This window comes from Brachybacterium alimentarium (genome assembly GCF_002332425.1).
Lineage (GTDB): Bacteria > Actinomycetota > Actinomycetes > Actinomycetales > Dermabacteraceae > Brachybacterium > Brachybacterium alimentarium.
The window spans coordinates 199,992-221,186 of sequence record NZ_NRGS01000011.1; the positions used below are offsets into that span (position 1 = coordinate 199,992).

General features: G+C 71.9%; 16 protein-coding genes and 2 pseudogenes. 15 read left to right on the top strand and 3 right to left on the bottom strand.

The window, feature by feature from the left end; genetic code table 11:
- Positions 1 to 239: 239 nt before the first annotated feature.
- Positions 240 to 761: a ferritin gene (locus tag CIK71_RS08330; protein ID WP_096164721.1), complete on the top strand. Its 522-nt coding sequence runs from the start codon at positions 240 to 242 to the stop codon at positions 759 to 761.
- A gap of 64 nt (positions 762 to 825) precedes the next feature.
- Here CIK71_RS08330 and CIK71_RS08335 read toward each other — a convergent pair whose 3' ends face one another.
- Entirely contained in the window at positions 826 to 2,628 is a 1,803-nt protein-coding gene (locus tag CIK71_RS08335) for a BCCT family transporter (RefSeq protein WP_245857398.1), read from the bottom strand.
- Between the two features lie 360 nt (positions 2,629 to 2,988).
- Between CIK71_RS08335 and CIK71_RS08340 the strand changes: the two genes are divergently transcribed.
- On the top strand, positions 2,989 to 4,062 hold the full coding sequence (locus tag CIK71_RS08340; RefSeq protein ID WP_096164722.1) for an LLM class flavin-dependent oxidoreductase: 1,074 nt from the start codon (positions 2,989 to 2,991) through the stop codon (positions 4,060 to 4,062).
- On the opposite strand, the gene CIK71_RS08345 is transcribed toward CIK71_RS08340, so the two are convergent.
- Entirely contained in the window at positions 4,063 to 5,241 is a 1,179-nt protein-coding gene (locus CIK71_RS08345) for a DUF418 domain-containing protein (protein WP_096164723.1), read from the bottom strand. It abuts the gene before it with no gap.
- A 92-nt stretch (positions 5,242 to 5,333) separates the two neighbouring features.
- Here CIK71_RS08345 and CIK71_RS08350 point away from each other — a divergent pair, with 92 nt between their 5' ends.
- The 7 genes and pseudogenes from CIK71_RS08350 to CIK71_RS08375 all read left to right on the top strand — a co-directional run bounded on the left by CIK71_RS08350 (position 5,334) and on the right by CIK71_RS08375 (position 15,157).
- Positions 5,334 to 6,149 carry a TetR/AcrR family transcriptional regulator gene (locus tag CIK71_RS08350; RefSeq protein WP_096164724.1) on the top strand — a complete coding sequence of 272 codons (816 nt, stop codon included), beginning with the start codon at positions 5,334 to 5,336 and terminating at the stop codon, positions 6,147 to 6,149.
- 61 nt (positions 6,150 to 6,210) lie between these two features.
- Positions 6,211 to 6,393, top strand: a pseudogene (locus tag CIK71_RS18265) (exodeoxyribonuclease III); the annotation flags it as partial.
- Positions 6,394 to 6,918: 525 nt separating this feature from the next.
- Positions 6,919 to 7,530 (top strand): annotated as a pseudogene (locus tag CIK71_RS18270) (exodeoxyribonuclease III); the annotation flags it as partial.
- A 186-nt stretch (positions 7,531 to 7,716) separates the two neighbouring features.
- On the top strand, positions 7,717 to 9,384 hold the full coding sequence (locus CIK71_RS08360; protein WP_245857399.1) for an alkaline phosphatase D family protein: 1,668 nt from the start codon (positions 7,717 to 7,719) through the stop codon (positions 9,382 to 9,384).
- Between the two features lie 187 nt (positions 9,385 to 9,571).
- Complete coding sequence (locus CIK71_RS08365) at positions 9,572 to 10,528, top strand: hypothetical protein (RefSeq protein WP_096164728.1); 957 nt, start codon at positions 9,572 to 9,574, stop codon at positions 10,526 to 10,528.
- A 299-nt stretch (positions 10,529 to 10,827) separates the two neighbouring features.
- Positions 10,828 to 11,523 carry a hypothetical protein gene (locus tag CIK71_RS08370; protein WP_096164729.1) on the top strand — a complete coding sequence of 232 codons (696 nt, stop codon included), beginning with the start codon at positions 10,828 to 10,830 and terminating at the stop codon, positions 11,521 to 11,523.
- 79 nt (positions 11,524 to 11,602) lie between these two features.
- On the top strand, positions 11,603 to 15,157 hold the full coding sequence (locus tag CIK71_RS08375; RefSeq protein ID WP_096164731.1) for a S41 family peptidase: 3,555 nt from the start codon (positions 11,603 to 11,605) through the stop codon (positions 15,155 to 15,157).
- Positions 15,158 to 15,212: 55 nt separating this feature from the next.
- On the opposite strand, the gene CIK71_RS08380 is transcribed toward CIK71_RS08375, so the two are convergent.
- A complete protein-coding gene (locus tag CIK71_RS08380; RefSeq protein WP_096164732.1) occupies positions 15,213 to 15,539 on the bottom strand; it encodes a hypothetical protein in 327 nt (108 codons plus the stop codon).
- Between the two features lie 89 nt (positions 15,540 to 15,628).
- On the opposite strand from CIK71_RS08380, the gene CIK71_RS08385 reads away from it, so the two are divergent.
- The 6 genes from CIK71_RS08385 to CIK71_RS08410 all read left to right on the top strand — a co-directional run bounded on the left by CIK71_RS08385 (position 15,629) and on the right by CIK71_RS08410 (position 21,187).
- Positions 15,629 to 16,564 (top strand): LysR family transcriptional regulator, encoded by a 936-nt coding sequence (locus CIK71_RS08385; RefSeq protein WP_096164734.1) that lies wholly within the window; start codon positions 15,629 to 15,631, stop codon positions 16,562 to 16,564.
- An 82-nt stretch (positions 16,565 to 16,646) separates the two neighbouring features.
- Positions 16,647 to 17,171 (top strand): SRPBCC family protein, encoded by a 525-nt coding sequence (locus tag CIK71_RS08390; protein ID WP_096164735.1) that lies wholly within the window; start codon positions 16,647 to 16,649, stop codon positions 17,169 to 17,171.
- Positions 17,172 to 17,294: 123 nt separating this feature from the next.
- Positions 17,295 to 18,305: a universal stress protein gene (locus CIK71_RS08395; protein ID WP_096164736.1), complete on the top strand. Its 1,011-nt coding sequence runs from the start codon at positions 17,295 to 17,297 to the stop codon at positions 18,303 to 18,305.
- A gap of 32 nt (positions 18,306 to 18,337) precedes the next feature.
- The gene (locus CIK71_RS08400) at positions 18,338 to 19,039 is read left to right on the top strand and encodes a hypothetical protein (protein WP_096164737.1); all 702 of its coding nucleotides are present in this window, start codon (positions 18,338 to 18,340) and stop codon (positions 19,037 to 19,039) included.
- A 148-nt stretch (positions 19,040 to 19,187) separates the two neighbouring features.
- Entirely contained in the window at positions 19,188 to 19,952 is a 765-nt protein-coding gene (locus CIK71_RS08405) for a copper chaperone PCu(A)C (protein WP_096164738.1), read from the top strand.
- Positions 19,949 to 21,187 (top strand): Dyp-type peroxidase, encoded by a 1,239-nt coding sequence (locus CIK71_RS08410; protein ID WP_096164740.1) that lies wholly within the window; start codon positions 19,949 to 19,951, stop codon positions 21,185 to 21,187. The genes CIK71_RS08405 and CIK71_RS08410 overlap by 4 nt, the downstream gene beginning before the upstream one ends.
- Positions 21,188 to 21,195: the final 8 nt, after the last annotated feature.

Genomic DNA, 21,195 nt, shown 5'->3' on the forward strand with positions numbered 1-21,195 from the left:
CTCCGACAGCAGGGGGCAGACCGTACGCGAGGGGCCCGGAGCGTGATTCTCGCACACTGCTGGCCGGCGACCCATGGGGATCGACGCCTCATCTGCCGCTGACCCCGCATCCCTCCGCGAAGAGAGGATCACCACCTCGTCACGGGCGGCGAGGTAAGCCTGCCCAAACCGCATCATTGCAGGTCAGGGAAGCCTTTCCATGGATGACAGGGGTGCCGAAGGCGGCTATCGTCAGTGCCATGAAGATGAGCAATGACCTTGAGAAGAAGTTCCAGGCCCAGATCACCCTCGAGTTCGAGGCCTCGATCACCTACCGCCAGCTCGCCATCGAAGCGGACGAGCAGGACCTCCCCGGCATCGCCGCGTGGCTGCGCCACCAGGCCGACGAGGAGATCGTGCACGCCAACAAGTTCATCCAGCACGTCTCCGACCGCGACAACCACGCTGCCATCGGCGCCATCAATGCGCCGGCCGTGCGCCCCGGCCTGTCCGTGCTCGAGATCTTCGAGGCCGCTCTCGCCCACGAGCAGAAGGTCTCCGAGTCGATCCGCGAGCTGTACCGCAGCGCCGACAAGGAGGGCGACTACGATTCCCGCCCGCTGCTGAACTGGTTCGTCGACGAGCAGATCGAGGAGGAGGCGACCGCTTCCGAGATCATCGGCCGCGTCAAGCTGATCGGCAACGACGGCTCCGGCCTCCTGCGCCTGGACGCCGAGCTGGGTCGTCGGCCCGCCGAGTCCACCGAGGCCGACGAGAACTGACCCGCCCACGCAGAAGCGCGCGCTACCCGGTTCGGGTGGCGCGCGCTTCTCGTCGTGCGATGGCTCAGCTGGCGCTGATCGGAGCGTCCTCACCGATGGGAGCATCCTCGTCGGGCTGAGCATCCCCGTGGGACTGGGCATCCTCGTGGGACTGACGATCCTCGTCGGCCTGAGGATTCCTGCTGGCCTGCGGGCCCTTGGCCGCCCGAGGCCCGCGCCCGCTGATCAGCGGATCGCGGCGCAGCATCATCACCAGCGAGACCGCGAGCGCGAGGATCACGAAGATGAACGGGGCCGCCGAGAGCATCACCGCCGTCTGCAGCGCCTCCAGACCGCCGGCGTAGAGGAGCACGGCGGCCGTCGCCCCGGTGAGCACGCCCCACATGCCCATCAGCGGGCGGCTGGGATGCAAGCGGCCGTCGGAGGAGATCACCGCGAGCACGTAGGTGTTGGAGTCCGCACTGGTCACGAAGTACATGATCACCAGCACCACGGCGACCACCGAGGTGAGCCCCGTCAGCGGCAGCTGGTCGAGCAGTGCGAAGAAGGCAGTGTTCACGTTCTCCGTCGCGGCCTCGCCGATCCCCGCATCGCGCTCGAGATCCATGAACATCGCCGAGCCGCCGAACACCGTGAACCAGGCGGAGAAGATCAGGCTCGGCACGCCGAGCACGACCAGCACGAACTGCCGGATGGTGCGACCGCGCGAGATCCGGGCCAGGAAGATGCCCACGAAAGCGCCCCAGGAGATCCACCAGGCCATCATGAAGTAGGTCCAGGCCTGCATCCATTCCACGTCCGCGCCGTCGGTGGGCAGCATCAGGCTGATCTCGACGAACCCTCCGGCGTACCCGCCGAGCGAGCGGAGGAAGAGGTTGATCAGCCAGCTGGTGGGGCCGGTGGCCAGGACGAACAGCAGCAGCGCGGCAGCGATGACCATCGTGGTCTGGCTCAGGTAGCGGATCCCGCGCCCGATCCCGCTCATCGCCGACGCGGTGAACAGCACCGTGACCAGCGCGATGATGATGAGCTGCACGCCGGTGGTGGTGAGGTCGAGGCCGGTCATCCGGCTCATCCCCTGGCTGATCTGGGCAGCGCCGAGTCCCAGCGAGGTCGTCGTGCCGAACAGGGTGGACAGGATGACCAGCACGTCGATCGCCTTGCCTACCAGGCCGTCGGCGTGACGACCGATCAGCGGCCGCAGGATCGGCGAGACCAGCCCCTTGTTCCCGAGGCGGTGGGTGGAGTACCCGATCGCCAGGCCGAAGGTGGCGAACACGGCCCAGGCGTGCAGGCCCCAGTCGAGGAACGTGAAGCGCAGGGCGTCGACCACGGCCTCCTGGCTGCCGGGCTCGGCGAGGCCGTGCGGCGGGGAGACCAGGTGGGAGACGGGTTCGGCGACGCCGTAGGTGACCATCCCGATGCCCATCACCGCGCCCAGCAGCATCGCGATCCACGCGAAGGTGGGGTATTCGGGCCGGGAATCGTCCGGGCCCAGCCGGATGTCGCCGAAGCGGGTGCAGGCGAGGACCAGCAGCAGCGCGATCAGGCACAGCGGGATCAGCAGCAGCGACCAGCCGCCGGTCGTGGTCACCCACTGCATCGCCGCGCCGGCGGCGGAGCTCATCTGCGCCGGCCAGAAGCCGGCGGCGATGAGGAGGGCGACGATGAGCGCGACCGCCACCCATACCACGGCGCCGCGGGCACTGCCGGGGACCTGCGGGGCGCTGGGGAAGCGGTCGGCCTCGCGCCGGGCGCGGCGTGGTCCGGGGTCGTCGTCGGCGTCGGCCGGGAGGTCGGCGGCCGACGATCGGTCGGCCGGGCGAGGCTCAGCGGGAAGTGGGTCGGCAGGGGCGTCCAGCGACATGGCGCGGTCCGATCGTGAGGGCGCTGCCGCGCGAGGAATGCAGGAAGGCATGAGGGCGGGCAGCGAAAGATGAGGGGGCTGCGACGGTCGACGAGCCGACAGGCATGCGGCGAGGTCCGGTCGCGGAGCGCCCCACCCTAAGGGGAAGAAGGCCCTGCGCCGGGTGCTCTCGCGGAAATATGGGGCGCAGGTCTCGTCCGCGCCGACTCACGACCGGAGACGGCCAGGGCGGCCAGGGCGGCCAGGGCGGCCAGGGCGGCCAGGATTGCGCCGCCACCGTCTCGCCGGTCGCCGCGACGAGCTCGTCGATACCGCCGACCCCATCTGTTTTATTTATCAATCATCTTGTAGGCTGAGCTCATGCGAGCCTTCGGATTCCTCAGCTTCGGCCACTACGGCGGCAGCCCCGCGCGGGGAGGTCTCAGCGCCCGTCAGATGCTCCACGACGCAATCGACATCTCCGTCGGCGCGGACGAGCTCGGCGTGAACGGCGCCTACTTCCGCGTGCACCACTTCGCCCAGCAGTCCGCCTCCCCCATGCCCCTGCTGTCCGCGGTCGCCGCGCGCACGCAGCGGATCGAGGTCGGCACCGGGGTCATCGACATGCGCTACGAGAATCCGCTGTACTTCGCGGAGGAGGCCGCCGCGCTGGACCTCATCGCCGACGGTCGGGTGGCCCTCGGCGTCTCCCGTGGGAGCCCCGAGCCCGCCGAGCGCGGCTGGGAGTCGTTCGGCTACACCGGCTCCACCGACCCCCGCGGCGCCGACATCGCCCACGCGAAGTTCGACGCCTTCCTGCGGGCCATCCAGGGCGAGCCGATGGCCCGTGCCGCCGAGCAGCCCTACGGCGCGCCGGTCCAGCCCGGCCAGGGCCTGCGCATCGAGCCGCACTCCCCCGAGCTGATCCGTCGGATCTGGTGGGGCGCCGGCTCCCGGGAGACCGCCGAGCGCACAGGCACGCAGGGCCTGAACATGATGAGCTCGACGCTGCTCACCGAGGCCACGGGCGCCGCGTTCGGCGATCTCCAGGCCGAGCAGATCGACGCCTATCGCACAGCGTTCCGCGAGGCCGGGCACGCCCACACCCCGCGCGTCTCCGTCTCCCGCAGCGTGTTCCCGATCGTCACCGAGCAGGACCGGATGATGTTCGGCCTGCGATCGGGCGACGGCGCGGACCAGATCGGCATCATCGACGGCCACCGCTCCACCTTCGGCAAGACCTACACGGGCGAGCCGGACCAGCTCATCGAACAGCTCAAGGGCGATGCCGCCGTGCAGGAGGCCGACACGCTCATGCTCACGATCCCCTCGCAGGCCGGCGTGGAGCTGAACCTCCACATCCTCGAGAGCTTCGCGCAGCATGTCGCGCCAGCGCTGGGCTGGGTGCCGAACACCGACGGCCCCGTCCAGGGCGAGGCGGTGCACTCCGCCTGATCAGCGGCCCGGTCTACGCCAGGTGGTGAACCACCTCAGCACGTACTCCGCCGGGCCGTAGCGGTGACGCGTCAGCCACCAGGCGCTCACGGCCGCCTGGCCTGCGAAGACGACGACGGCAAGCAGGAGCAGCATCGGCGGGGACACCCGTCCGGCGAGCCCGAGACCGACACCGGTGAACACGATGATCCCCACTGCCGACTGCGCCAGATAGTTCGTCAGCGCGACGCGACCGACCGGGGCCAGGACCGAGCGCACCCACGCAGCACCAGGAGAGTGCATCAGCCGCACCAGGGTCGCGACATACGCGGCGGTCAGGAACGGGGCGGTCAGGACGCTCACCGCAGTGGCCCAGGTGCTGCCGTCGGCTCCGAGCGCGGCGTAGACGGCGCCGCCGGCCAGTCCGACCGGGAAGCAGATCCACTGTGTTCGACGCAGGAGTGAGGCCTGATCGCCGACGTCCGAGAACAGGCGCCGCCGGGCGGCGACCATCCCCAGCAGGAACATCGCCAGCGCCGTCGGCCCCTGAAGGGACACCGCCTGAACGACGAGCAGGTCGAGGCCCCCGACGTGGTGGCCGATGATGTCGGCCGGTGACCCGAGCATGGCCTGCGTCTGCGCGGCCGCTGCGGCGAGTGCCTCGTCGTGCTCGGGCATGAACGCGGACCGATCGAGGAACAGGGCGCTTCCCACGAGAGAGGCGATCACCACCGCATAGATCACGCCGGCCGTGCGCAGGGCCACCTTGTCGCTCACCCGGTGCATGGCGAGCAGCACGAGGCATACCACCGCGTAAGTGGTCAGGACATCCCCTCCGTACAGCAGGACGACGTGCGCCGCCCCGAGCACGAAAAGACCTAGCACCCTGCGCAGCATGCGCGGCACGAACGCCGTGCCGACGCGCTCAGCGGCATTCATCTGCAGGACGAAGCTGTAGCCGAACAGGAAGGAGAAGAGCAGGTAGAACTTCATCGAGAACAGGGACGCCACCGCGAACCGGGCTGCGTCGTCGAGAGGCGAGGAGAACGCCGGATCGTCGACCAGATTGCCCGGATAGGCCGAGGCCATGAACGTGATGTTGACGGCGAGGATCCCCAGCAGGGCGAACCCGCGGAGGGCGTCGACATCATGGACCCGCCCGCTCACCACGGGCCTGCGCGCGACTGTTCGAGAAGTCATGCGCCGAAACCTAGCACATAAACTATATGGCATAGAGTTTATGTGCTCGGTGCTGTGTAGGCTCAGGCCATACCAGCCGGAGGAGTGATCGTATGAACGACGTGTCCGTGCCCGACTTCTTCCGGCGGCTCTGGCGCCTGCCGGTCGCCCCTCACCGGATGGGCCGCAAATCCACCCTGGATGTCGAGGCAGTGGTCAGCACAGCCGTCCGGCTCGCCGACGCGGGCGGCCTGGAAGCGGCGACCCTGCCCAGGGTGGCCGAAGAGCTGGGCGTGACAGCAATGTCGCTGTATCGGCACGTCGGCTCCAAGCACGAGCTGCTCCAGCTCATGATGGATGCGGCGAGCGAGCCGGGCGCACCCGCGCCGGACGATTCCACCGGATGGCGCGACGGACTGCGGCGGTGGGCCACCGACCTCTGGTCCCTCTACCAGGACCGACCATGGATCCCCCGCGTCCCCATCTACCGCGCACCCTCGGGCCCCCATCAGATCGCGTGGCTCGAGCGCGGTTTCGAGCTCTTGGAGTCGACGGAGCTCGACTGGGACCAGAAGCTCACGGCACTCACACTGCTGAGCGGCTTCGTGCGCCAATCCTCATTGCTTCAGCACGAACTGGAGGAGGGTCGCGAGGCCGGCCAGGCGCAATCCGAGAGCGAGCGTGAGTACGGGGAGGCCCTGCATAGCCTCGTCGACGCGGAGAGGTTCCCGCAGACGGCCGCGATGCTCGCATCCCAGGTACTCGCGACCGACAGGACCGGAGCCGACGAGGCCGATCGGGACTTCCTCGCAGGACTGGAGATCCTTCTGGACGGGCTGGCGGCGCGGGCCGCGTTGCCTAGTCCGTCGGGCGAGCCGCACGATACGCACGGGGCCTGGCTCCCGGCTCATCCCGGAGCCGGCGGCTGACATTCGAAAGGTTCGCGAAGCCGGGGAGGGCACTTGCCTGACCAGCACGTAGCCTCGGGGGATGCTCCGCATCGCGACCGCCAACATCAACGGGATCCGGGCTTCCCGCCGCCGAGGGTTCGACGACTGGCTGGCCGGGCGCGGCTGCGATGTCGTCGCGCTCCAGGAGGTCCGGGCCCAGGCCGACAAGATCCCCGACGGGTCGTTCGGGGACTACCACGTCGCCCTCGACACCGGCACGCTGCCCGGCCGCAACGGTGTCGCCGTGCTCACCCGCCACCCGCCTGCTGCCGTCCGGACCTGGGGCGGGACCGCATTCATGGGCGTTCCTGCGGCGTCGGATGCTCCTGCGGAGGTGGTTGCTCGCGCGGAAGTGGGTGCTTTCACGGAGACGGGTGCTTTCGCGGAGGCGGTGGGGCCGACGGGCCACGTCCCGGATCCCCCGGGGCGCGACGCGGTCACGGGCGGGCCGCTGGTGACGAGCTCTGGCGATATTGCCAGAGCGCCTCACCAGCGGCCCGCCGACGACAGCAACCCGGCCCCATCAGCACCGGGCACGGCCCCATCGACGCAGAGCACGGCCCCATCAGCATCGGGCTTGGCCCCATCGATGCAGAGCACGGCTCCATCGGCACCGGGCAGGGCCCCATGGGCGCCGGACATGGCCTTATCGGCACCGGGCTCCGCCCTCTCAGCGCCGGGCTCGGCCGAACCGGCGGACCGGCCGGACTCCTCCCCTGCTCCTGCCCCCGTCGCCTCGCCCGATCATGTCCCGCTCGCACGCGGTCTCGGCCCGTTCGCCGACCAGGGCCGCTATCTCGAGGTCGACCTGGCGGACGTGCCGGTCACGATCGCGTGCCTCTACCTGCCCAAGGGTGGCCTGCCCGCCCACCTGCAGCGGCCGGGGCGGATGCGCGAGGCACCGGACGGCGGGGCGCGCTATGCCCGGAAGATGAGGTTCATGGCCGCGTTCTCCCGCTACCTGACGCGGACCCGTCGAGCGGCTGCCGCAGCGGGCCGCGAGTTCCTGCTCATGGGTGACCTCAACATCGCCCACACCACGCAGGATCTCGCCGCGTGGCGCCGCAACCAGAAGAACGACGGGTTCCTCCCGGAGGAGCGCGAGTGGTTCGGGCAGCAGCTCTCCCCGCGCACACTCGTCGACGTCGTCCGGAGCCTGCACCCCGACGAGGACGGTCCGTACTCGTGGTGGTCGTGGCTGGGTCAGTCCTTCGCGAAGGACGCAGGATGGCGCCTGGACTACCACCTGGCCACGCCGCATCTCGCGCGCAGCGCGGTCCGCGCGGAGGTGGATCGGGAGTTCCGCGGTGTGCGGCTCTCGGATCATTCGCCGGTGGTCGTCGACTACGACCTGCGCTGAGCGTCACGTTCCGGCATCCGTCATGGCCGCCCCGGATCCCGGTCGTCCATGGCGCGATCGTGAACGCCTGCGTGGCGCACGATGACCACTGGATGACCATCGATTCAACCCTGCGCAGATCGGTCTGTGACCTGCAGTGTCCATGGTCAGGATGGGAAGCCCGCGCCCCTCCTGAACAGGATGATCATGAGCGATCTCTCCGGCGGCCTCCTCGGCGAAAAATCCCCTGAGTCCCCTGAGCCCCCTCAGCCCACCCGTTTCATCGCCCCGGACCGTCGGGCGAACCTCGCCCGCCAGCGCCGGATGAGTCGACGCATCTTCACCGGCACCGCCCTGACCTCGCTCGCCACCGCCGGTGTGCTGGGCGCGCTGCCGGCCACGGCCGAGGTGACCTGGCGGGAGAAGGACCCGTTCACGCTCGGGATCGCCTCCGGGGACCCCACCAGCAGCTCGGTGGTGCTGTGGACCCGTCTCGCGGTGGATCCGCACGTGCTCGACGGCCGCGGCGGCATGCCGAACGTGCCGGTCGAGGTGCGCTGGGAGCTCGCGTCCGACGAGAGCTTCCGGTCGATCCTGCGCCGCGGCACGGAGACCGCCCGGCCCGAGGAGGCGCACAGCCTGCATGTCGAGCTCGAGGACCTGCCCGCCGGGAGCGAGTTCTTCTACCGCTTCCGCGCAGGGCGTCACGTCTCCCCCGTCGGCCGCACCCTGACCACGCCCCCGCCCGGTGACACCCGCTCGCTGCGCATGGTGCATCTGTCCTGCTCGCACTGGGAGGGTGGCTGGTTCACCGCCTATCGCCGTGCCGCGGAGGACCGTCCCGACCTCGTCTTCGGGCTGGGCGACTACATCTACGAGGGCGGCCCCGGGAAGTCCGACATCCGCACGCACCCCCACAAGCTGTGCACCACGCTGGAGGACTACCGGCTGCGGTACGCGACCTACAAGACCGATCCCGATCTGCAGCTGCTGCACGCCACCGCGCCCTGGATCGTCACCTGGGACGACCACGAGATCCAGGACAACTGGGCCGGCCAGTACCCCAAGGACGGCGTGCCCACCGACGCCTGGGTGGCACGGAAGATCGCGGCCGAGCAGGCGTATTACGAGAACATGCCACTGCGCCGCTCGAGCGCTCCGAACGGTTCCTCCATCCAGCTGTTCCGTCGGCTGAGCTGGGGAGACCTGGCCACCTTCCACGTGCTGGACACCCGTCAGCACCGGGACCTGCAGGCCTGCCACGACGGCGGGAAGACCTGGTGGTTCACCGACTGCGAGGAGCAGCTCGATCCCTCGCGCACCATGCTCGGGGACCGTCAGGAGCAATGGCTGCTGGACGGCATGACGGAGTCGACCGCGACCTGGAACCTGATCCCGCAGAGCGTCTTCTTCGCTCGGCGCGACAATGCCGCCGGCCCCACCTCCACGCTCTCCTCGGACGGCTGGGACGGCTACCGGCCCAGCCGCGACACCCTCGTGGACGCCTTCTCCGAGCGGCAGATCGCCAACCCCGTGGTGCTCACCGGGGACGTCCACGTGCACTTCGCCAACGAGATCAAGTCCGACTTCCTGGATCCGGACTCCCGCACCGTCGGCGTCGAGCTGGTGACCACGTCGATCACCTCGGGCGGGGACGGCGGCGACACGGTCAACGGCGAGGAGGTCGTCTACGCCGAGAACCCGCACATCAAGTACATCCGGGGCCGGCGCGGGTACGTGCTCTCGGAGTACTCGACCGACGAGCTGCGCGTGGATTTCAAGACCCTGCCCGCCGTCACCCGGCCGGACGCCGAGATCGGCATCGATCGCACCTATGTGGTGCCCGCGGGTGAGCCCGCACTGCACGAGGCGTGACGGCACCGGACCCGCGCTGACCTGCAGGGCCGACGGGATCCGGGCACTGCGCCGGTCCGTCGGCCCGGGCAGGGCGGCCTGCGCGGATCACACCCGCCCGGCCTGGTCGACGACCGTTTCCTCCCGTAAGATGAGGCCTCGTGAGTGCCGGTCGGAGCGCTCGCTCCGCACCGCTCACGGAGGATCGATGCCCACGCCGCAGCACGCCGCCGCGCCTGCTGCCCCTGTTCTCGCGGCGCCGCCCGCCTCGAGCACCGGCACCGATGCCTCCCGGCTCCTGCTCCAGCCCGACACGGGCGCCCGGGACCTCGTCCTGTGGGGTTCCTCCTCGATGAGCTCCGAGGGCGGCGGCGACGCCACCCCGCTGCCGATCCGCATCCACGAGCACCTCGCCCTCTCCGCCGCGCCGGCCGCCGTGCATCCCTTCGGTGTGGGCGCGACGAATTCCTCGCACACGCTGCTCATGCGCGGCCTGGACTCCCCCTCCCTGCTCACGATCGGCTCTCCGGACCCTGATACCGCCCGGGTGCAGGTCACGCTCGACCCGGGGCCGGCTCCGGCCGGTCCGATCACGATGCCCGGCACGGTCGACGGCGTCGCGGGGACGCTCGACGGCAGCACCGGCACCTGGTGCTTCACGCCCGACGACGGCTCCACCGCGATCACCGGCGGCACCTTCACCTCCTCGCTCGCAGAGGTCGCCCAGGACGCCCGCCAGGTGCTGTGGATGGGCAAGAACAACATCCTCGATGTCGACGGCGTGCTCGAGGACACCCATCGCATGTGGGAGGCCACCCGCAGCCCGGAGACGGACACCCTGGTGCTGGGTCACTGGTGCACCGAGGTCGATGCCCGCGGCTCGCTCACCGGCGACGCCGTCGCGGACGTCAACTCCGAGCAGGCCTCCCGCTACGGCGACCGCTTCCTGGACGTGCAGCGACTGCTGACCGGCGAGGACGGTCTGCGCTGCTCGCCGCTCGCACCCCTGCAGCTGCTGGACCAGGGCGCCACGCAGGACGCCCTGGAGCGCGGCGTGGTCCCTCCGCTGCTGATCGCCTCGGACGGCATCCACCTCAACGGCTGGGGAAACCTCGCCGTGAGCTGGGCGATCGTGCGCCGGATGAGGGAGCTGCAATGGCTCTGAGACGACCCGCCGCCCCTCGCCTCCACGCCGGCAGCCCGGGCGTGCCCGTCGCGCCCGCTCTGCCGGCCCCTGCGGCCCCACCGGTCGAGCCGGCCGGGCCCGCTGCTCCGACCGTGCCCGCCCGGCCCGTCACGCCCGCAGCTCCGCCGGTCACGCCCGCAGCTCCGATCGCGCCGGCCGAGACGGTGACGGCTGCCGAGCCGACGGCGACTCCGGCGGCAGCGCCCCCGTCCGCGTCAGCGCCCTCCCCCGCGCCCGCGCCACCGTCCGCGTCGGCGCCCCGCACCGGCGAACGGGGCATGCGTCGCCGTACGGTGCTGCTGGCCGGCGCAGCGGCCGCCGCGGTGACCGGTGCCGTCTCCGCCGGAGCACTGCTCACCCGCGGCGAAGGGCGCTCGCTCGCCTCGGCCCCCGGCGGCTCCTCCTCGAGCCCGTTCTCCGATGTGGACGATGGGGCCGACGACCTGGACGCCATGGTCTGGGCCGACAGCGTCGGCGTGCTCCCCGCCCTCGCGGACGGCACCTACGCCCCCTCCTCCGGCGTCACCCGCGGCGACGTCGCGGTGGCGCTGCACCGCTTCGCCGGCGGCCCCGAGGTGCCCGGCGGCCTGCCCGCGCTGATCGTCGACCTGGGCGACGTGCCCGAGCAGGCCGCTGCTCTGCTGTGGCTCCACGGCCGCGGCGCCCTGTGGGGCGACGCCGATCTCAAGGTTCATCCTGAACGGTCCGCGACCGTCGCCGACGCCTCCGGCCTGCTCGCCGCCCTGCTGCGCCCGGTGCTCGACGGCGAGGGCCTCATGGACGGCGCGTCGGCCGATACCGACTGGCTGCAGGAGGCGGGCATCGCCCCGTCGCCCGCCCCCGGGGCTGAGCGGGCCGATCAGTCAGCTCCCGCCGGCGACTCCGATCTCACCGGCGACTCCGACGCGACCCGCGCCGGCCTGGCCGCCGCGCTGCACCGCGCGAACACGGTGATCGTCGACGCGCTCGACTGAGCGGGGACAGGCCGGGATCCGTCGGCCTCGGCGCGAGAATTCGTCTGGACGTGTCTCCGCTCACGCCTAGCATGGGGCCATGCCTTCGACTCCCGCTCATGCCGCCTATCTCCGCCACCCCGATGTCCACGGGGACACGATCGCCTTCACCGCCGCGAACGACGTGTGGCTCGCTCCTCTCGCCGGCGGGCGGGCCTGGCGCCTGACCGACGAGGGCGCCCCCGTCGCCTACCCGCGCTTCTCGCCCGACGGGACGCAGGTCGCGTACACCTCCCGCACCTCCGGCGGGCCCGAGGTGTGGGTCATCGCCGCGGAGGGCGACACCGCTCCCCAGCGCCTGACCGCCTGGGGCAAGGCGTCCACGAAGGTCGTCGGCTGGCTGCCGGACGGCCGGATCGTCGCCTCGACCAGCTACAACGCCCCGGTCGCACGGGATGCGCAGCTGTGGGCCGTCGACCTGGACGGCAACGCCGAGGTGCTCCCGCTGGGCCGCAGCGGCGAGGTCGCGATCCATCCGTCCGGCACCACCGTGGTCGCCACCCCCTGGCGCCGCGAGCAGTCCGCCTGGAAGCACTACCAGGGCGGCACCGCCGTGAAGCTGTGGCTCTCCGAGGAGGACGTGGCGCTGGACGCCCCGGTCTCCGCGCACGCCGCGCGCTCCTGGTCACGGATCCTGCAGGACGTGCTCGCCTCGACGCTGAGCATCTCCTGGTACGGGGACCGCCTGATCTTCGCCTCCGACACCCCCGGCCCCGGCGCTGCCCGCACCGACCGTGCGAGCGCGAACCTGTGGTCGGTGGCCCTGGACGGCTCCGACCTGACCTCCCACACGGCGTTCACCGGTGAGGACGGCTATCTGCGCGAGCCCTCGACCGACGGCAGCACGATCGTGTTCACCTCCCGCGGGCGCCTGTTCGCGATGGATTCCCTGGACGCGGAGCCGCGCGAGGTCGAGATCGCCGTCTCCGGCGTGGGCGCCGCCCGCGTGCCCCGCCCGGCCTCGGCAAGCTCGAACCTGCTGGCCATGCGCCCGGTGCACGACGCCCGTTCGAGCGTGGTCGAGTGGCGCGGCGGCGCTCATGCCCTCACCCACCGCGGTGGCCCGGCGCGCCTGCTGGCAGGCACCTGCGGGCTGCGGCTGCGCGAGGTGCGGCCGCTCGGCCGCACGCCCTTCGCCGTCTTCGTGACGGACGTCGAGGCGCTCGCGGACCGCGAGAACGGCGGTGTCGGCTCCGACGTGCTGGCACTGGCCCGCCTGGACGGCGGCGGCGATGAGGTCCGCTTCGACCTCGGCGACGTGGGCCGCATCCTCCATGCGATCCCCTCCCCCGACGGCTCGAAGATCGCGATCTCCACCCATGACAACGTGGTGCGCCTGGTGACCCTGCGGGGCGTCACCGACCCGGCCACGGTCTCCGTGCCCGCCCCGGACGACGCCTCCGCCGCGGCGGAGCCCGCACCGGCCTCGCCGCGCCTGGACCATGTGCGCGAGGTGGGTCGCTCCACCGGCGGCGAGATCGCCGATCTGGCCTGGTCGCCGGACGGCCGCTGGCTGGTGTGGACCGAGCCGAACTCGTGGATGCTCAGCCGGCTGATGATCTCGGACACCGAGGATGCCGAGCCGACGGGCCGTGCGCTCACCTCCGGCAAGTACCAGGACTCCGCTCCCGCTTTCAGCGCCGACGGCAAGCACCTGGCGCTGCTGTCCCTGCGCACCTTCGAGACGGTCTACGACGACATGGTCTTCGACCTGGGCTTCGTCAACGCCGAACGGCCCTTCCTGATCCCCCTGGAGCGATCCACGGCCGACCCCTTCGGTCCCCATCCGGACGGCTGGGGCCCCGGCGCCGAGGATGACAAGAGCGGCAAGGATGCTCCCGGCGCTCCCGCGGGATCGAGCGCCGCGGCGACCACGGATGCTGCGGCGCAGGATGCCGCGTCGTCGGCCGGGTCTGCGCCGGGATCTGCAGCAGCGGCTGCCGCGGGTGCAGTGCATCCGGCGAGCGCGTCGAGCCCCGCGGGGTCCGAGGACGCCACGAAGCCGCCGGCCACGATCGTGGACCTCGAGTCGGTCGAGGCCCGCCTGGTGCCCTTCCCCGTCGTCTCGGGCTCCTACTCCGACCTCACCGCGGTCACCGGCGGCTTCGTCTGGCTGCGCCACCCGCAGCAGGGCGTGCTCGGCTCCGCGCGGGCGGGCGTGGAGGGCGAGGCCCCCGCGCCCACCCTCGAGCACTGGAGCCTCGCGGACCGCAAGCTCACCGTGCTCGCCGAGGGCGTCACCGAGCTCGCCGCCTCCGGCGACGGCACCACCCTCGTGATCAAGCAGGGCGAGAACTGGGTGCAGATCCCCGCCGGCCGCAAGGTCGAGGACGAGGACGAGGATCCGGCGCGCATGGTCATCGACACCGGGCGCCTGCGCCTGTTCGTCGACCCGGTCAAGGAGCGTCGCGGGATGCTCTGGGACAACTACCGGATCATGGCTCAGCAGTACTGGCGCGCGGACATGGACGGCATGGACTGGCACGCGATGACCTCGCGATACGACCCGGTCATCGAGCGCGTCGTCACCGACGATGACTTCCAGGACCTGATGTGGGAGGTCCAGGGCGAGCTGGGCACCTCCCACGCCTATGTGCAGGCCACGCCGTACCAGGCGGACCCGCCCATGCTCCCGGCCTATCTCGGCGCGGACATCGAGCATCGGGACGGCCGCTGGGTGATCACCCGGATCCTGCCCGGCGACTCCTCCGATCCGGACGCCCGCTCCCCGCTGCTCGCGCCCGGCGTGGCCGCAGAGGTGGGCGACGCGATCGTGCGTGTGGACGGGCGCCTGATGGGCGAGGCCGGGACCGGCGTGCAGGGTCAGCTCGTCGGCTCGGCGGGCAAGCCCACCGAGCTGGTGCTCGAGCGCGACGGGGTGGAGCGCCGCGTCGCGGTGACCCCGTTGGCCGACGACGCCCCGCTGCGCTACCAGGCCTGGGTGGCCTCCCGTCGCGCGCGGGTCGAGGAGCTCTCCGGCGGTCGCCTGGGCTACCTCCACATCCCCGACATGGTCTCCTCCGGCTGGGCGCAGATGCACCGCGACCTGCGCGAGGCGACCACCAAGGAGGGGCTCGTGGTCGACGTGCGCTACAACAGCGGCGGCCACACCTCGCAGCTGGTCACCGACCGGCTGGCCCGGCGGGTGCTCTCCTGGGACTACCCCCGCCACGAGACACCGGGGACCTACCCGCAGTTCGCGCCGCGCGGTGCGGTGGTGCTGGTGACCAACCAGGAGGCGGGCTCCGACGGCGACATCGTGAACGCCGTCTCGAAGGCCATGAAGATCGGTCCTGTGATCGGCACCCGCACCTGGGGCGGCGTGATCGGCATCGACGGTCGCTACGACCTGGTCGACGGCACCGGGGTCACCCAGCCGAAGTACGCCAGCTGGTTCGAGGGCGTGGACTGGAGCATCGAGAACTACGGCGTGGATCCGGACATCGAGGTGCACCTGCCGCCGAACGCCTGGGTGGGCGGCCAGGATCCGCAGCTCGAGCGCGGCGTCACCGAGGCGCTCGCGCTGCTCGAGCAGACGCCGGCCGCCGTCGCACCGCCGCTGCCGGCGCCGCGCTTCGGGCACGCGAAGGGCTGAGCGCGATCGCAGGGCCGACGGGGCGACTCGCGCATCCGTCGGCCCTGCGCGGTCGTCACCGCAGGGCGTGGGCGGCGATCTCCGGGTAGCGCACGGCCAGGTCCTGGCGCTGCACCGGCGCGTCGGCCGCGTCAGCGTGAGCGCCGCGCGCGAGAGCACCGGGCGCCGCAGTGCGGGCGACGGGATGGATGTCGTCGGGCTGGAGGTCACGGGCGATGATCTCGTTGCCCAGCGCGATGCGCTCGAGCGGGGTCAGAGGGATCTCCTCGAGCGCGCGCGGCGCGGCGATCCGGGCGGCGAGCAGACGGGTCAGCGACCCCAGGGCGACGGTGACGAGGGCGATGAGGAGGATGAGGGCGATGCCGATCAGTGCGGAGACCATGCATCGATCCTGCGTCGACCCTCTCGTAAGGACAAGCGATGATTCGCACCGTTCTGTTCAGCATCGCTGAACAGAGGTAGTGTCTTTCCATGCTCGATCCCGTGAAGCTCCGCGTGCTGCGCTCCGTCGTCGAGACAGGCAGCATCCGCGCGAGCGCCGATGCGCTCGGATACACCCCGTCGGCCGTCAGCCAGCACCTCTCGGCCCTGCGCCGGGAGACCGGCCTGGAGCTGGTCGAGCGGTCGGGACGCGGCATCCTCGTCACCGCCCATGCCCGGCTCCTCGGGGCGGAGTCGGGACCCGCTCTCGACGCGCTCGGCGCGCTCGAGCGCACCGTGAGGGACCTGCGCTCCGGTCGCACCGGCACCCTGCGCCTCGGCTACGCGACCTCGATCGCGGCGACGTGGGTCCCCGAGCTCGCCCGCGACGTACGACGCGCCTACCCGGATCTCGGCCTCGAGCTGGCCCTGCGAGACTGCAGCTGCGAGGATCTCGCCGAGGCCGGGATGGACATCGTCGTCGGCGAGGGCGTGGGGCCCATCGATTCCGTCGACTGGGAGATCCACGAGGTCCTCGAGGAGGGGTATGTCGCGCTCGTGAGCGCGGACCACCCGCTCGCCGAGCGGCCGACGGTGCGGCTCAAGGACCTGGCCGAGGAGTCCTGGGTGACCGACGACCCGATCGACTCGTTCTGGTTCGATCGCATCGGCGCCGCGTGCCGGGCCGCCGGGTTCTCCCCGTGCGTCGACGTGAACCCCTCGGACTTCCCGACCGTGCTCGGGTTCGTGGCCACCGGGGATCACGTGAGCGTGCAGCCCTCGGTGATCGCCCAGAACCTCCGTGCGGACATCGTCGCGATCCCGCTGGCTCCCCCGGCCCCGCGCCGGCGGCTGCGCGTCCAGGTGCGACGCACCGTCGCCCGGAACCCCGCGGCGCAGTACATCGTCCAGCGCATCCACGCCGTCGCCGCCAAGCGCTCCGCTGAGATCCCCGGGCTCATGCACCTCGTCGGGGACTCTGCCTGAGGCCCCGGGCCTGTTCACCCGGGTGGACAATGGCCTCACGTCTCTCGCGCCGCCCGTGAGGCCGCGCCCGGAAGGAGCACCCATGAACGCAGCAGACATCGACCAGCGGATCGCCGACCTCCCCGTCGCCGTGGATCTCACCGAAGACGCCGTCATCCTCGAGGTCGACCTCTCCGGCACGGCTGACCAGATCTGGGCGCACCTGACGGACCCCGAGCTCCTGGCCACGTGGTCGCCGATCATCCCGGAGCACGCACTGGACGAGGTGGGGCCGGTGCTGTCCCGCGAGACCCCGGAGGCGGACCCGGTGACCACGGACGTGCTGGCCACGGCCGGCGGTCACGCCCTCAGCCACCGTTGGGGAGACGACACCCTGGAGTGGCTGGTCGACGAAGCGCGGCTCACGCTGCTGATGAAGCTCGCCGAGCCCCGCTACGCACCGACCTCCATCGCCGGCTGGCAGGTGTGCCTCGCGGTGCTCGACGCCCGCCTGGCAGGCGTCGAGCAGGAGCGCATCGTGGGCAGGGATGCGCTCGAGCACGGCTGGGACGAGCTGCGCACCCGCTACGCCGAGGAGCTCGATCTGCCGGACCAGCCGGGCGTCTGAGCACGACGGGACCTTCGCCCGTGCCGGCAGTGGTCCGCAGGCCTACCATGGAGGTGTCGGCGACGGACTCGACTCGGGGGCGTCGTCGTCGACCCTCGGGAACCCCCGGCACTGGAGGTTGAGATGCACGACGACGACATCCGCACTTCGGATCCGACCACCCCGTATGTCCCCGCGGCCAGGCCGCTCGGCGTGATCGTCGGGTACGACGGCTCGGACCAGGCGAACCAGGCGCTGCACTACGGAGCGCGCGCGGCGCAGGGCCTCGGTGCCCGCCTCACCGTCGTCGCCGCGTACACGGTGCCGTCGATGATCTACGTCAACATGGCCTCGATGCCCGTGGTGCCCGAGGACGTCGCCGCACTCGACGCCGCGAAGCAGCTGCTCGCGGAGGCCCGCGAGCAGCTCGCCGGCTATCCCGGCGAGGTCGAGCTGCATGCCGAGAAGGGCGACGCCGCCGGCGTGCTCGTCCACCTCTCCTCGCGGGCGGAGCTCGCCGTCGTGGGCGCCCGCGGGCGCGGCGGTTTCGTCGGCCGACTGCTCGGATCCGTCTCCTCCGCGCTGCCGGCGCATGCGCACTGCCCCACCGTCGTCGTCCCCCGGCAGTACGAGGAGGGCACCGGCGAGGGTGCGGACCGCTACGCCCCGTTCCAGGGCGACGCCCCGATCGTGGCGGGTGTGGACCACTCCGATCACAGCCACGCGGCCGCGCGGTTGGCGGCCCAGGCCGCGCACAACCGCTCGGCTCCGCTGCTGCTGGTCACGACGATGCAGCCGCCGGAGGACTGGGGCTCCTGGTACACCGCGATGGCGCCGGACCAGAGCGTTCTGGAGCAGCATCGCGAGCGGCTCCTGGCGGACCTCGAGAACTTCGCCGAGGACAGCCTGCGCCCCGCGTTCCCCGAGCTGACGGTGACCTGCGAGGTCGAGCTGGCCGACCCCACCACCCAGCTGGTGGACCACAGCAGCCGGGCGCAGCTGACCGTGGTCGGCACGCGGGGCCACGGGCGGATCGCCAGCGTGCTGCTGGGCTCCGTCTCCCGGACCCTGCTGCAGCGCGCCGAGGGCCCCGTGATGGTGGTGCCCCCGCTTTCGCACGGCAGCGGTGAGCACGACCCGTCTCGTCCGCGCTGAGTGTCCGCGCTGAACGGGGCACAATAGGGGTCGTGACCCCGAGCCGTTCCCCCCTGCGCCTGGTGCGCGGGGGCATCGCCGCGACGCTGGCCACCGTGATCGCCCTGGGCGGTCACCTGGTGGGCGGCGGCGCGGTGCCGTCGTGGATCGGTATCGCCCTGCCGTGGTGGCTGTCGGTCGCGGCCTGCACCGTGCTCGCGGGCACCCGTTTCTCACTGCCGCGGATGACCGCGGCCGTGCTGGCCAGCCAGGCCCTGTTCCACGGGCTGTTCCTCGCAGGCACCCCGGGCGATCCCTCCGTGCAGCTGGTCGCCCCGCCCGGCTCGCATCTCGGCCATGGCGCGCACGCCGGCCACGGCGGGCAGCTCACCGACGCGTCGGCCTCCGTCGGGGCCCATGCCGCGCACGCGGGCCCCTCAGGGGTGGGCGCCGCAGCCGAGCACGCCCTGCACGGCAGCCACGGCGATCTGCGGATGCTCCTGTGGCACGTGGTCGCCGCGCTCGTCACCGCGGTGCTGCTGCATCGCGGTGAGTCGATCGTGCTGGGCTCGTTCGCGCTGGCCGCACGCCTGTTCGGTGCGCTGCGCCGACCCGTCGCCGCGGTCTCCGCCCCCGCTCTCGTCCTGCCCGCCCCCGCGCGGATCCTCGCCGTCGGCGTCCCCGTGCGCCCCGTGCGCCGGGCGGTGGCCGCACCCCAGCTGCGGCGCGGCCCGCCTCTGGTCCTGGCCGCCTGAGACCTGCCGACGCCCAGCGTCGCTCCTCCGGCGGCCCTTCGGTCGATCATCCTGCCCGGCCCCGATGCCCCGGCAGGCTCCCCGCGCATCGCGCCCTCCGCACCCTGACGTGCCCGGGGCCGCCCTGCGCCTTCCGAGAGGACCTCTCATGTCCCGCACCACCCGTACCGCGTTCCACCCCGATGCCCGTTCCGTCGCCCGCAGTGCCGGCCGCGCTCCTGCCGGTCCCACCAGCGGCGCTGCTGCCCGCGCCGTGCCACGTCGCGCCGCGCTCGCCTCCCTCCTCGTGCTCCCCCTCGCCGCCTGCAGCGCCGGCGGAGCCGACGGGGGCGACGGGGCCGACGGGGACGACGACTCAGCAACCGGCGCCTCCGACGGCGGTGCCGATGCCACCGCGTCGGGCTCGATCACTGTCACCGACCCCTGGGTGAAGGCCGCCGACGACGGCATGACCGCAGCATTCGGCACCGTCGTCAACGGCACCGGGTCCGACCTCGTGCTCACCGCCGTCACCACCCCGGCCACCGACATGGTGCAGCTGCACGAGACCACGTCGGACGGCTCCGGCGGCATGAGCATGCAGGAGAAGGAGGACGGCTTCGAGCTGCCCGCCGGCGCCGAGCTCGTGCTCGAGCCGGGCGGGGACCACATCATGCTCATGGACCTGCCCGAGCCCCTCCAGCCCGGCGACGAGATAGAGCTGACCCTGGTGTTCTCCGAGGGCACCGAGTACCCGTTCACCGCGACCGTCAAGGACTTCACCGGCGCGGAGGAGAACTACGCCCCGGGCGAGGGCGATGAGGCGTCCGACGGCGGGGGCGAGCACGACGAGCACGGGGCTCACGGGGATCACGGGGATCACGACGCGGAGGACGCACACTCCGACCACGCTGAGCACGAGGAGGACCAGTGACCTCCCGGCCGCCGAACGCGCCCGGCCCGGACAGACGCCAGCTGCTGCTCGCCGGCACGACGGGCGTCGGGGTGCTCGGCGTCGGCGCCGCAGCGGTCGGCCTGGACCGTTCTCTGCGGGACGAGGGCGCGCCGGCCGCGTCGGCCGCCCCGGCCCTGCATGGCGGCGACACCGTGCCCTTCCACGGCGAGCACCAGGCGGGGATCGAGACCCCTGCGCCCGCCTCGGCCACGCTCCTCGCGCTCGATCTGCACGAGGACGTGGATCGGGACGGGATCGTGCGCATGCTCCATCTGCTCACCGATGACGCCGCCCGGCTCACCCAGGGCCGCGGCGCCCTCGCCGACACCGAACCGGAGCTGGCCGCCGAGCCGGCCTCCCTCACGGTGACCGTGGGCTTCGGCCCGGGGCTGATGGAACGGGCGGAGCGGACGCCGCCGGCCTGGCTGGCCCCGCTGCCCGCTTACGACATCGACGACCTCGAGGACGATCTCAGCGGCGGCGATCTGCTGCTGCAGATCGCGGCGGAGGACCCCCTCACGGTCTCCCACGCCGCACGGATGCTCCTCAAGGACGCCCGCTCCTTCGCGGCCGTGCGCTGGGTGCAGCGCGGCTTCCGCCGCTCACCGGGCACGCAGGCGCCCGGCACCACGATGCGGAACCTCTTCGGGCAGTTCGACGGCAGCGCGAACCCCGAGCTGGGCAGCGACCACTTCGCGCACGTGGTGTGGATCGACGAGGGTCCCTTCGCGGGCGGCACCTCGATGGTCGTCCGACGGATCCGCATGGACCTCGACGGATGGGATCGGGCCGACCGCACCGCCCGGGAGCAGGCCACCGGCACCCGGATGTCCGACGGGGCGCCGCTCAGCGGAGGCACCGAGTCCTCCCTCGCCGACTTCGAGCAGGTCTCGGACAACGGCTTTGCGGTGATCCCGGAGTTCTCGCACCTGCGACGGGCCCGCGGGGTCGACGACGGCGAGCATCAGGAGATCTTCCGCAGGCCGTACAACTACGACGTGCCGCCGCCCGCGCGGTCGACGGCGGTCTCGGAGTCCGGGCAGCTGTTCATCTCGTTCCAGGCCGACCTGGCCGGACAGTTCCTGCCCATCCAGCAGCGTCTCGCGGAGCTGGATCTGCTGAACGAATGGACCACTCCGATCGGCTCGGCGGTGTTCGCGATCCCGCCCGGCTGCGCCGAGGGCGAGTACCTCGGCCAGTCCGTGCTCGAATAGCCACGTCT